Genomic DNA, 12,968 nt, shown 5'->3' with positions numbered 1-12,968 from the left:
ATTCCCCCGCTCTTTGCTGTCGATATTTTCGACCGAGGTGTCGACTTTTCCTCATCCCCATCTGGACTGATTTTTATTATAACGGGAATTGTTGCATGAATTCGCTTGAGTGATATTTGGCATGTCTCTTGCTCCAGCAAAGATCATCACAAATTGATTCCTTAAGCTTTTCAGGAGAACAGACGCCGTGGCCAGACAGACCACCCGAAAGCATTACGCCGGATTTACGTTGATCGAATTACTTGTTGTGATTGCGATCATCGCGATTCTCATTGCGCTGCTTCTGCCGGCAGTACAACAGGCGCGTGAAGCAGCCCGACGGATGAGTTGTAAGAATAATCTGAAACAGATCGCGCTGGCCGCTCACAATTACGAATCGGCTTTTCGTGTCATGCCACCACGCAGAATTACCACGAATGGCAATCGTCGAGGCTGGGGGCCGTCCATTCTCCCGTACCTGGATCAGGCAAACCTGCAGGGACGTTACGACTTCAACAAGAATTTTTATGATCCGGAAAACGAAGCAAACATTCGTGTTCCACTCGCCGTTTTCATGTGCCCGTCGGCTCCCGGTCCGCGACTGGTAACCGTCATCCAGAGTGGCGTGACGTCCGAAGGTATTGCGGGAGACTATTTCGGGCCGAACAGTTTTCGCTCAGACGAATACGGTGTGTCCTCTTTAAGTGGAAACAATCAGATCACCGCTATGGACGATCTGCCCCGCACACGGCGTTTTCGCGACATAACCGATGGCACAACAAATACCATGCTCATCACCGAACAGGCAGGCCGTGCAGACTATTACATAAAAGGGATTAAACAGGCTTCCAACGCCGGTCTGAGCCAGGCGACCAGTTGGGGCTCGTGGCCTTCTTATCAGGTCTTTCAGGTGCAGGTCTTTGGCGCGGATGCGGTAACCAGAGATGGCCCGGGGGGCACCTGTTCCATCAACTGTAATAACAGTCAGGGTATTTACAGTTTTCATACGGGTGGTGCACACGCTTCGTTCGTGGATGGCTCGGTGCACATGCTGTCTGAATCGATCGACGCGAACGTCCTGTTTGCGCTGATTACCATTAATGGCGGAGAAATCATCAATCAGGATTTCTAAGAGATATATGACTTGTAATACGAAAATGAAATAACCTGGAAGCAGGACTACTTCTTCCAATTAATGCGTCGCGATATTTAACCTGCAGGCCTTTTAATCGAGAAAACCTATGCGAGACTGGCTGAATCCCCTTGAAGTCGTCGTGCTCACTGTCTGTTTATTAATCTTTTCGAGTCTGTTACTGCCTGGACTGCTCGTCGCGCGGGACACGGCACGCGAACAGTCGTGTCAGGATCGTATGCAGCAGATGGGTACTGCCTTCCTCCAATACGAAAAAGTTCATCGAGGTCTGCCACCGCGACGGAGCGGGTTCAATGATGGAAACCCGTATGGCGGCTGGGGAGGCTATATTCTCCCTTACCTGCAACTGGCAGACCAGTACGATACGCGCTATGACTTTTTTGATCCCAAAAATAAATCGATTGTCGAAACACAGTTGCCCGTCTTTCTCTGTCCGGCAAGCCCTGCAGAGCGGTTCGTGCAGATTCAGTCGCAGGCTTCTACCAAGTCGCTCAACCCGGACAAGTCGACCGTTTATACCTGCAAAGCCGCTGCCGTTGACTTTATTACCTCTAACGGCGTGCAGATGGCCCGAAACGGATATGGGATCAACGCGATGGGAAAAGAAGGCCGAATCGGAAACCAGCGTCAGCCGATGACCGACAATGAAGATCTTCCGATATCGAAAATCACGGATGGTCTCTCCAATACCCTGCTGCTGATTGAACAGGCCGGTCGACCTGCTGCCTGGCGAAATAAAACAAAAAAGCCAGGAGATGGACAGTTCGGCATGAGTCCCAATGCCCGCGGTGCCTGGGCAGGCTGGGGATCGATTTCCTTTGGTGCCGTGAACCCGGAAACAGGCGAAAGGCCACCACGGGGTGACAGCACAGACTGCAGCGTCAACTGCAACAACTGGCTTGGGATTTACAGCTTTCACAAGGACGGCGGGTACGTGCTGTTCTGCGACGGCAGTGTCAAATTCTTCGGCACTAAGCTCGACCCCCTGACATTCGCTTATCTGACAATTCGTGATGATGGGCATTTAATCGAACATGACGATTTTTAAAATCAGCGATCTCTACCCCTTACTACGCCGTGCATTCACCAGGAACGAGCTGTGGTCCAAATTAAAAATGAATTCCGATCGAAAATGCGATTGCTGGCTGGCTGGCTGTGTCTGCTGATCCTATTGACTGCTGCAAACGCCAGCCGCGCAGCCGAGGTCAGCCCACTTACCATTTCCCGCCTGATCGATCAGCGGCTGGGAATTGACGCTGCCAATAACAGTCAGTTTGCCAGTGATGCCGAATTTCTGAGACGTGTCACTCTGGATCTGGCCGGCCGCATTCCTACGATCGTAGAAGTGCATGAATACCTGAGTAACACTTCAGAGTCGAGGCGTATCGAAGCCATTGATCGTCTGATGCATTCAGGCGTGCATTATCGCAACATGGCAACCTTCTGGCGACGAGCCTGGGTTCCGCAGGCAGACACGCCCGAATTCGATTCGGTAACGGATGACTTTGAACGCTGGCTGATCCATCGCCTGCAGAAAGGAGCCCGTTACGATGAACTGGTTGTAGAAGTCCTCACGCTGGACCACGCAAACAATCTCCCGGCGAGTACCACACCGATTGGATTTTATGATGCCAACCTGGCTAAGCCGGAAAATCTGGCAGCCAGCGCCACCCGTGCCTTTCTGGGAATCAATCTCGACTGTGCCCAGTGCCACGACCATCCTTTTTCCCGCTGGACTCGCGAGCAGTTCTGGCAAACAGCCGCGTTTTTTGCCGAACCACAAGTGAATGACAAGTCGCAGACTCAACCCCCGAAAGTTCGCGTTCCCGATACGGAAATGGAATACGAACCAGCATTGCTGACAAAATCCAAAATCGAATGGCCTCAGAAACTGGATTCTGTAAATCTGCGTCTGATCCTGGTTGACTGGATGAAAGTGAATGAGGATCAGCTGCTGGCAAAGAACGCCGTCAATCGACTCTGGGCACATTACTTTGGAGAAGCCATCATTGAACCCGTCGATGATCTCAGCCGAGACGAAGTACAGACCGGCGACCGTGCCCGGTTGCTGAATGATTTGTCTGCTGCTTTCATCGCCAGTAATTACGACCTGGATATGCTGACCGAGGGAATCGTCAGTTCCAATGCCTATCGTCTGTCTTCGTCTCCGTCTGGCACCATATCACAATCTGAGTCTGATCCCGATGCCCCTGGTCCTTTCAGAATCACCAGAGCCACCGTGCGCGGATTAACGGGCGAACAACTGTATGACAGTCTGCAGACGGCAGCGAACCTGCCTTCCGAACGCAGGGATGTGGGAGGGCGTTCCGATCGCAGCCAGATGAACGAGTTCGCTTCCCGCTTTTACATCGAAAATGCGTTCAGCGCGGAACGATCGATTACCCAGGCACTGACATTAATGAACGGTTCGTTCGTCAATGAACTGACAACGAAGCAGGGAAACATGATGCTGGCCTCTCTGCTCAGTTCTCCCTTCATGAGTTTTGACGAAAAAATCGATACCGTCTTCATTGCCGTTCTGGGTCGTCACGCGCGGGCTGATGAATTGCAGGTGGTCAAACAAAGCTTCGAATCACATAAGAATACAACGCCTGAATCACATTTAGGCAATCTATTCTGGGTACTTGTTAATTCTTCCGAATTCAACACCAATCACTAATTGAGGTAAAGGTTTTTATGTCGAACAATTTTCTTTCACGACGCGCTGCCTTACAAAACATGGCGCTGGGCATCTCTGCCTGGTCCACATCCAGCTGGCTGCCTTCCCTGGTAACCGCAGCTGCAGAAACAGGTAGCAAACCCAAGTCGGTGATACTGATCTGGCTGAACGGTGGACCGGCGACAATCGACTTGTGGGATCTGAAACCCGGAAATAAAAATGGCGGTCCGTTTCAGGAAATTGAAACACAGGTTCCCGGCATGAAGATCAGCGAGCACCTGCCTTCCCTGGCAAAACAGGCGTCTGATTTTTCTATCATCCGTTCCATGTCCACCCGCGAAGGGGATCATTCCCGCGCCCGCTTTGTGACGATGACCGGATACACGCCTCAAGGCGCGATCAAGTTTCCTGCGCTTGGGTCGCTGGTGGCTAACGAGTTCAATGTCGAAAACGACATCCCCTCTTATGTGCATATCGGCGGACAGCCGACGGTCAGCGGAGGAGGTTTCCTGGGACCCCAGTTCGCCCCCTTCGTAGTCGGCGGACGCAGTCGGCGGCGCGGACCTGACAGCTCGGATCTGAAAGTCGCCGATCTTGCCCCCGCGTCTGCCGAACAGCAGGCAGAACGACTGCAGCTGCAATCAGGTTTGAAATCGTTGTCCACCCTCCCCGCTTCCCTGGTGACAGACACACTCGACTCGTCCCGCGACCGGGCACTGCGGTTGATGAACCCCAAGGCAGCGTCGGTCTTCGACCTGGAGCAGGAAGATGCCTCACTCCGCGATGCCTATGGCAGAAGCTCGTTTGGACAGGGCTGCCTGATGGCACGTCGGCTGGTGGAACGAGGCGTGAGTTTCGTTGAAGTCTCGCTCAATGGCTGGGATACTCATTCCGACAACTTTGAACGGGTCAAGGGGCTCTCGCAGCAACTGGATCAAGGTTGTGCCTCTCTGATAAATGATCTGCGTCAGCGCGGATTACTGAAAGACACCCTGATTGTCTGCCAGGGTGAGTTTGGCCGAACCCCCCGGATCAATGGTCAGTCAGGTCGCGATCACTGGCCGGCCTCCTGGTCGATGATGCTGGCAGGCGCAGGAATTCGCGGCGGTCAGGTGATCGGTAAAACGAGTGAAGACGGTACGAAAATCGAATCCAAACCAACGCGAACAGCGGACCTGATGGCCACCGTCTTCCGTGGGATTGGTCTCGATCCCAGAAAACAGAACATGTCCAACGTGGGCCGACCGATTCGTCTGGCCGATCCAGATGGCAATGCGATCGAGGAGCTGCTATGAGAATCGTCTTGATGGTAATATTCTCCCTGCTGGTCACCGCTCTGGAGGCATCAGCGCAGGACAAACAGAATTTGAATCCAACGACACTGCTCTCACTGAGTGAAGGCGACCAGACGCGTTTGATTGATCTTCAAGTGACTGTAGATAAGCTTCCCTACGAGACCTACTGGACGAAGACATTTGACGCGATCTTCGATTTCGCGGACAGTAATTCCGATGGTGTATTAAGTGCAGAAGAACTTCGACTGGTCCCTTCCGCTCGCGCAGTGAGGCTCTCGCTGGGCAGTTCCTTTACTCCCCCGGTCGCGGCAATTCAGTCTCTTAAAGAAATCGTCTCCGATGAGGCGCAGAAGTGTACCCGGGAACAACTCCGAGAATATTATCTGAACCATGGTGCCGGCAGTCTGCAGATCGGCTCCGGTCAACTTGCTAATACTGCAGCCATTACAGCAGCGCTGGTCCGGACACTCGATACCGATGGCGACGGTAAACTTTCGCAGGTCGAATTAAATCAAGCGGAAACAGCACTACGTCGGCTCGACACAAACGATGATGAGCTCATCGGTGCCGGTGAACTGGTTCCCAATGCAACCTATCCGGGTCGCTGGGCAGCCAGAGCACTGCGTCCTTCCACAGACATTGATCTTTCTGCCTCAGGTGATCACAGTCTTGTATTAAAACAGTTACTGACTCGCCCTGCAGAGAACACCACAGAAGAAACAGTCTGGCATATCAATCTTGCCGACCAAGTAACTGATCGACCTCTGAAGGTAGCAACACATTCATTATGTAAAAGCTGGAGCGTGCCCGGTCCACAGCAGGAACTCTTTCAACAGTTACGTGAAGAGATTAACAATGCCGCAGACGAAGCACCTGAAGCATCGACAGAACAGAGTTCACGCAACCGACGTTCCTCACGCGCCTGGCTGAAACCTCTGGCCGACCGTGATTTGAATGGAACACTTACTCAACAGGAAATTGATCGCTGGCTGGATCTGCAGCAACAGTTGATTCACGGACAACTCCTCATCAGCGTGTACTACGGAGGGGGGCTGTTCGAGTTGCTCGACACCAATCACGATGCCGGTTTATCCATTCGCGAATTGAGGAGTGCCTGGAAGACTCTGGATTCGGCTGCATGTACCTCGGAAAAGCATGTCGAACTGGACCGGGTTCCGAACGTTGTGCTGTTTGTCGTAAGTCAAGGCTACCCTGACAGTCTCGCCAGAACTTCCACATCAGAAATCGAATGGTTTCAATTGATGGATCGCAACAGAGATGGAGATGTCTCGCGCCGGGAATTTACCGGATCCCCCGCCGCCTTTGATCGACTGGATCAGGATCATGACAGCCTGATTTCCCCCAGTGAAGCAGAGAAAGCCAACTGAGACCGGACAATCTTTTACTTAAAGAGATCTCCGGAATCAGTTGATTCTTTCTCCGTTGACTTCACAGTTTACATATTAATTTCGTACCCCTTGCGGTTTTCACGCGAGAGAAACGCGTTTGCCTGAGCGTCGTCAATGATTTCCCGTTTCACGGGATCCCACTTCAGATCACGTCCCAGTCGCATCGAGATATTAGAGAGATGGCAGATTTCCAGCATGCGGTTATGCGACCAGACATCGGAGATCGGCTGCTTGCGTGAGTTCATGGCTTCAATGAAGTTGGCAGTATGATTCTCGCTGACTTTGCCGCCATATACTTTCTCGATCGCATCTTCGGGGAGTGGATTGTCTTTCAGAGCTTCCACTGGTGCCCCGACGATTTTGCCGCGATTGACGAAGAACCGGCCTTCGGTACCTTCGAAGAGAATTCCATTATCACCTTCACTGGTGATAATCATCTCTACGTCGTCAGGCATATCGACTTTAATTTTAAAGTCTGTGGCGGCGTTATACTGATCGTTTACCGTCGGCCAGCCATCCTTGTATTCAACGGGTAACTTGTATTCCAGCGGAGAAATTTTGCTGGGACCTGTATCGCTGGCGCCGAGTGCCCAGCAGGCAATATCAACATGATGTGCGCCCCAGTCGGTCAATTTTCCACCAGAGTATTCATGCCAGTTGCGGAACGAGTAATGACAGTTGCTGTAAAGCGGAACGCCGCCGCCGTAACCTTCGCGCATTTCAGGAAGGGCACGGTAATCAACCTTGGGAGCCGGTCCCAGCCAGAACTCGTAATCCAGACCTTCAGGAACAGAGGCCACGGGAATGACAGGCGAAGCCTCCATTCCATTGATGCCACACGTTACTTTTTTGACTTTGCCGATACGTCCATCGCGGATGAGTGCGATCGCCTGCAGGAACCGCTGTCCCGATTCGGACCGCTGCATGGTTCCCACCTGGAAAACGCGACCTGTTTCTTTTACCACTTTCTCGATGAGCTTGCCTTCATCAATTGTGAGTGTCAGCGGTTTTTCACAATAAACGTCTTTTCCGGCATACATGGCTTCGACTGCGATTTTAGTGTGCCAGTGATCGGGGGTCGCGATCATGACCGCATCGATGTCTTTTCGATCCAGGACTTTTCGATAGTCCTTGTAAGCGTCAGGCTTCTTGCTTTGTTTCTTTTCTGTTTTCTCGACATTCGCGCCCAGCACATTCGCATCCACGTCAGCCAGTGCTGCGAAATCAGCAAATTTGAAAGACTTCGAAGTAATCGCCCAACCCTGATTTCTCAATCCGATCGTCGCAAAAACCGGTCGATCATTAGGCGACTCATATCCGAATGCGCGATGTGTTGAAGGACTCAGAACGGAAGCGGCCCCTGCAAAGGCGACTCCCTGAATAAAATTGCGGCGCGTAATTTTTTTGGATATTGACATCGAGCGATTTCCTCTTGGAGATATTTATCAGAAGTCCTGTGTATGAAAGTACGTTGACACCCTTAAAGGCGTTGGATGCGTTACAAAAACAGTACGCATCAGTAGGAGTTATTCTATACGAAGCACCCTGGTGAGTACACCTTAAACTGGTAATCTTCAGTACATGTGCCAGCTGCAATCTGTTGGCGATAATTGCTTTAGCACACAGGTGATCTCTGACTTTCAGGAATTTTGTACCAAATTCCAATTTGATACATTGCCTTGTTCACCCAGCAAACATAGACTACATGTAAATTATCACCACAAAGACCATTAGTCAGGCTTACGATCTGACAAATTCCCGCCCGCGCAGCTCACCAGAGTGCAGTGAAATACGACATAACACGACATCCAGCAGGCCCTCCCTGCTGACAGGAGGCATAGTTACCTTGAAAAGTCACCTGAAATCTCTGCGACAATTAATGTCGTATTTCCTGTTTTTCTTATCTATCTGCCTGTCTGGATGCAACCAGCAGAACCCCGCTGCCACACAGAAAGTTTTGCCAGTCGTCACTGTGGCAAAACCAGTCACCAAGCAGATTGTCGAGTGGGATGCCTACACGGGGAGGCTCGAAGCAATTGATTTTGTGGAGATCCGGGCACGTGTCAGCGGCTATCTGAAATCCACACATTTTGACGAAGGACAGATCGTCAATAAAAATGATCTGCTGTTCATTATCGACCCGCGTCCTTATCAGGCGGAGCTCAACGGAGCCCGCGCCGCTTTGAGTCAGGCAAATTCGCAGCTGGTTCAGGCAAAGGCACAGCTGGAAGAAGCGAAAGCACAATATCAGCAGTCAGAAGCACAACTGGTACTTTCGACGGCACAGTTGAAACGGGCACGCTCTCTAAAATCGAAAAATGTGACTACTCAGGATGAACTCGATCAACAGGAAGCTGCTTACCTGCAGGCGAAAGCGGACCACGAAGCCAGCCAGGCGGGAATCAGCTCTGCAAAAGCGACGATCGAAACGGCGATGGCGGTGATTGAAGCTGCGAAAGCCGGAATCGAAACGGCGCAACTCAACCTGGATTACACGAGAATTTATGCCCCTGTCTCCGGTCGCATCAGTCGTAAACAGGTATCTGAAGGAAACCTGATTAATGGCGGCACAACCAGCTCGAGTCTGCTGACCACCATTACTTCCGTTAAGCCGATCTACTGTAATTTTGACGCGAACGAACAGGACGTCTTGAAATACATTCGACAGGCTCAGGCCGGCAAACGAGCCAGTTCGCGCGAGGCCAAAAACCCGGTTTTCCTGGGGCTGGTTGATGAATCCGGTTTTCCTCACAAAGGTCATATGGACTTTGTCGATAATCGATTTGATGCAGACACCGCGAGCATGCGGGCACGATGTGTGTTTCCAAACAAAGACCAGGTTCTCGTACCGGGCATGTTTGCACGCATTCGTATTCCCGGCAGCGCCTCTTACGACGCAGTTCTGATACCGGATTCGGCGGTTGGCACGGATCAGTCGGCACAGTATGTCTATCATGTCGTGGATGATGTTGTACAACGTCAGATTGTGAAACTCGGGCCCATCGTCGATGGATTACGTGTGGTACGCGAGGGATTATCGGGAAATGAATCGCTCATCATCGAAGGGCTGCTGCAGGTGCGCCCTGATATGAAAGTCACTTCCCAACAGGGAACTATCGAAGTCATCGAAGACGGATTACCTGATGACTATGAACCACTGCCTCCCGAGCAATGGATCTCACCTGCCCCCGATCCGCTCCCCCAGACGGGAACTCAAAAGGTCACTTCGCTGGACGGGCTGTCTGGGGACGCTCAATGAAGTTTCCCCATTTCTTTATCGAACGTCCGATCTTCGCCTCCGTCTTATCGTTCATGGTCGTATTGATTGGAGCGATTGCCTATATCGCTCTGCCGGTATCTCAATACCCGAATGTGGCACCGCCTACGATTGTCGTTCGCGCGAGTTATCCCGGAGCGACGCCCCAGGTCATTGCCGATACAGTCGCCACGCCGATCGAACAGGAAATGAACGGCGTAGACAACATGCTTTACATGGAATCGTCATCCAGCAGTGACGGCACCATGCAGCTCACCGTGACCTTCAAACTGGGTACAGATCTGGATGACGCCCAGGTGCTGGTACAGAACCGGGTCGCGGTAGCCGAAGCGCGGTTGCCTGAAGCAGTACGACAGATTGGAGTGACAACCCGCAAACAGATTCCCGACATGCTGATGGTGGTACATTTGAATTCACCCGACAATAGTCGAGATCAGCTATATATCAGTAACTTTGCCTTTCTGCGAATTCGCGATGCACTCATGCGACTGGATGGTGTCGGAGATATTCGCGTAGCCGGTGGTAATGAATACTCCATGCGGGTCTGGCTCGATATCGAGAAAATGACCCATGTCGGTCTCACTGTCGGCGACATCGTGCAGGAAGTGCGTCAGCAGAACGTGCAGGTGGCAGCCGGCGTGATCGGTCAGCCCCCTATCGATAACAGTGGCGCATTCCAGTTGAATGTCACAACTCAGGGACGGCTACAGGAAGTCGAAGAGTTCGGCCAGATCGTCGTGAAGCGAGGCGACGATGGTCGTGTGACACGATTGAGCGATGTTGCCCGCATTGAGCTGGGAGCGCAGGACTACTCGCGAATCAGTTATCTGGACGGGAAGCCTGCCGTCGCGATTCTGGTCTATCAACGACCAGGGACGAATGCCGTGGATGCGGCTGAAGAAATCAAGCAGACGATGGCCAACCTGAATAAAGATTTTCCGGAAGGGGTCGGCTATGAGATCGCTTACAACCCCACCGACTATGTAGAAGAATCGATCGCAGAAGTATTCGAGACGTTATACATCACGACTATCCTGGTAGTGCTGACCGTGTTTCTGTTTCTACACGGGTGGCGTCCCACGATCATCCCCGTCATTGCCATTCCGATTTCACTCATTGGTACGTTCGCCGCCATGCAGCTGTTTGGTGTGACACTCAATACACTGTCACTGTTTGGGCTTGTACTTGCCATTGGTATCGTTGTGGATGACGCAATCGTGGTTGTTGAAAACGTGGAGCGGCTGATTGCCGACGGTCTTTCTCCGCGCGAAGCAACCCATAAAGCGATGGATGAAGTCGGTTCAGCCCTCATCGCCACGACCCTGGTTTTGATTGCAGTTTTTGTTCCCACCATGTTTGTTCCGAGTCTCAGTGGCCGGTTTTATCAGCAGTTTGCCCTCACGATCGCCATTTCCACCGCGTTCTCCACGTTTGTCTCACTGACGTTGAGCCCTGCCCTTTGTGCACTATTGCTCAAACCGAAAAACTCAGAGCGAAACCGGATGGGCAAAATCGTTGATGTGTTATTTGGCTGGTTTTTCCGAGCGTTCAATCGCTTTTTCGACTTCACGGGAAATATTTACGCAGGTATCGTTTCGCGGATCATCAGAGTCTCTGGAGTTTCGCTGCTGATTTATGGAGGACTGCTGGTTGCCACCTGGTTCAGTTTCGGTATGGTCCCGTCAGGTTTCATTCCGGCCCAGGACCAGGGATATATTATTGTAAGTATCAGACTGCCTGACGGAGCCAGTCTGGCGCGAACCGATGTGGTGACGCAGCGCGTCGCTGCGATTGGCAGCAAGATTGATGGCGTCGCGCACTCTGTGGGAATTGCCGGCCTCTCGGGTTCGACCTTCACCATCAGCCCCAATGCCGCTGTCTCGTTTCTGCCACTGGAAGATGCCAAGGAACGCGCTGCGCGAGGACGGGGCGTCAATGCGATTATTGAAGATCTGCGTCGCGAAGTTGCAGTAATCAACGAAGCACAGGTTTTCATCATTCCCCCACCACCGGTCCGTGGCATTGGACGCGGGGGCGGATATAAAATGTACGTACAGGATCAGGGGGGCGCCGGTATTGAAGCGCTGAACCAGGTTACCGAAACCATGCTGGCGAAGGCGAATGAACAGCCGGGACTGGTTCAGGTCTTCTCCAATTTCCGGATCAGTGTGCCCCAGATTTATGCAAACGTGGATCGTACTAAAGCCCAGATGCTGGATATTCCCATCAGTAATATCTTTGAAGCACTTGAAGTCTATCTCGGCTCGGTCTATGTGAATGATTTCAACTTCCTCGGCCGAACATACCGTGTGACGGCTCAGGCAGAACCGGAATTCCGTGATGAGCCGGATGATATTCTGCGTTTGCGGACACGCAGCGCACGTGGCACGAGTGTACCTCTCGGATCAGTCGTAGAACTGAAACGGACAGCGGGACCGGATCGAATCGTCCGTTTCAATCTGTTCCCGGCTGCAGACCTCAATGGAAATACCGTGCAGGGTTACAGTACAGGACAGTCATTAACGACGATGGAACAACTGGCTGACGAGAATCTGCCTCCCGGATTTGGTTATGCGTGGACAGAGATCGCCTTTCAGGAGCGCCAGGCGGGGAATACAATTGTCTTTCTCTTCCCGCTCGCTGTTTTATTCGTATTCCTGACCCTGTCTGCCCAGTACGAAAGCTGGATTTTACCCTTGGCAATTATTTTAATCGTACCTCTCTGCCTGTTGTTTGCCATCATTGGGATCTGGTTTCGCGGCATGGACAATAACATTCTGACACAGATCGGTTTTATCGTTCTGGTAGGTCTGGCCTGTAAGAATGCGATTCTGATTGTTGAATTCGCGAAAGCGGAAGAAGACGCCGGCAAGGACCGGTTCCAGGCCGCCGTCGACGCCTGTCGATTGAGATTACGACCAATTCTGATGACGGCGTTCTCATTCATTCTGGGTGTCATTCCCCTGTTGATCGCTACCGGTGCCGGATTTGAAATGCGACGCGTGCTCGGAACAGCGGTGTTCAGCGGCATGCTGGGAGTTACGCTGTTCGGTCTGTTTCTCACCCCGGTCTTCTATGTTGTGCTGCGACGTTTCGCCCGCAAGCCGAAATCAGACAAAGTGATTGAAGCAGCGACTACACAGGAACCGTCAAAACTGACAATAACGTAAGTCGA

General features: G+C 52.0%; 8 protein-coding genes. 7 read left to right on the top strand and 1 reads right to left on the bottom strand.

All coding sequences use genetic code 11. The features are described from left to right. Positions 1-187: 187 nt before the first annotated feature. From ACN0YN_RS18010 to ACN0YN_RS17990, 5 genes are all read left to right on the top strand, one after another. Entirely contained in the window at positions 188-1,111 is a 924-nt protein-coding gene (locus ACN0YN_RS18010; RefSeq protein ID WP_417386420.1) for a DUF1559 domain-containing protein, read from the top strand. A 109-nt stretch (positions 1,112-1,220) separates the two neighbouring features. Then, on the top strand, positions 1,221-2,180 hold the full coding sequence (locus ACN0YN_RS18005) for a DUF1559 domain-containing protein (RefSeq protein WP_417386419.1): 960 nt from the start codon (positions 1,221-1,223) through the stop codon (positions 2,178-2,180). Positions 2,181-2,231: 51 nt separating this feature from the next. Beyond that, positions 2,232-3,812 (top strand): DUF1549 domain-containing protein, encoded by a 1,581-nt coding sequence (locus ACN0YN_RS18000; protein ID WP_417386418.1) that lies wholly within the window; start codon positions 2,232-2,234, stop codon positions 3,810-3,812. Between the two features lie 17 nt (positions 3,813-3,829). Continuing rightward, a complete protein-coding gene (locus ACN0YN_RS17995; RefSeq protein ID WP_417386417.1) occupies positions 3,830-5,107 on the top strand; it encodes a DUF1501 domain-containing protein in 1,278 nt (425 codons plus the stop codon). After that, on the top strand, positions 5,104-6,495 hold the full coding sequence (locus ACN0YN_RS17990) for an EF-hand domain-containing protein (protein ID WP_417386416.1): 1,392 nt from the start codon (positions 5,104-5,106) through the stop codon (positions 6,493-6,495). The genes ACN0YN_RS17995 and ACN0YN_RS17990 overlap by 4 nt, the downstream gene beginning before the upstream one ends. 68 nt (positions 6,496-6,563) lie before the next feature. Here the strand turns inward: ACN0YN_RS17990 and ACN0YN_RS17985 are convergent, their stop codons facing one another. Continuing rightward, positions 6,564-7,934 (bottom strand): Gfo/Idh/MocA family protein, encoded by a 1,371-nt coding sequence (locus ACN0YN_RS17985; protein ID WP_417386415.1) that lies wholly within the window; start codon positions 7,932-7,934, stop codon positions 6,564-6,566. Positions 7,935-8,395: 461 nt separating this feature from the next. Between ACN0YN_RS17985 and ACN0YN_RS17980 the strand changes: the two genes are divergently transcribed. Further along, positions 8,396-9,775: an efflux RND transporter periplasmic adaptor subunit gene (locus tag ACN0YN_RS17980; RefSeq protein ID WP_417386450.1), complete on the top strand. Its 1,380-nt coding sequence runs from the start codon at positions 8,396-8,398 to the stop codon at positions 9,773-9,775. Beyond that, positions 9,772-12,963, top strand: coding sequence for an efflux RND transporter permease subunit (locus ACN0YN_RS17975; protein ID WP_417386414.1), 3,192 nt, complete (start codon positions 9,772-9,774; stop codon positions 12,961-12,963). Before ACN0YN_RS17980 ends, ACN0YN_RS17975 begins: the two co-directional genes overlap by 4 nt. Positions 12,964-12,968 lie beyond the last annotated feature (5 nt).

It is taken from the genome of Gimesia sp. (assembly GCF_048260065.1).
Taxonomy (GTDB): domain Bacteria; phylum Planctomycetota; class Planctomycetia; order Planctomycetales; family Planctomycetaceae; genus Gimesia.
The sequence above is the reverse complement of the archived record's forward strand: the minus strand, read 5'-3'. Positions and strand labels throughout refer to the sequence as shown.

Excerpts from the sequence above, each read along its gene's own strand:
- ACN0YN_RS18005 (WP_417386419.1), top strand. The coding sequence starts at position 1,221 with ATGCGAGACTGGCTGAATCCCCTTGAAGTCGTCGTGCTCACTGTCTGT.
- ACN0YN_RS17995 (WP_417386417.1), top strand. The coding sequence starts at position 3,830 with ATGTCGAACAATTTTCTTTCACGACGCGCTGCCTTACAAAACATGGCG.
- ACN0YN_RS17990 (WP_417386416.1), top strand. The coding sequence starts at position 5,104 with ATGAGAATCGTCTTGATGGTAATATTCTCCCTGCTGGTCACCGCTCTG.
- ACN0YN_RS17985 (WP_417386415.1), bottom strand. The coding sequence starts at position 7,934 with ATGTCAATATCCAAAAAAATTACGCGCCGCAATTTTATTCAGGGAGTC.
- ACN0YN_RS17980 (WP_417386450.1), top strand. The coding sequence starts at position 8,396 with ATGTCGTATTTCCTGTTTTTCTTATCTATCTGCCTGTCTGGATGCAAC.
- ACN0YN_RS17975 (WP_417386414.1), top strand. The coding sequence starts at position 9,772 with ATGAAGTTTCCCCATTTCTTTATCGAACGTCCGATCTTCGCCTCCGTC.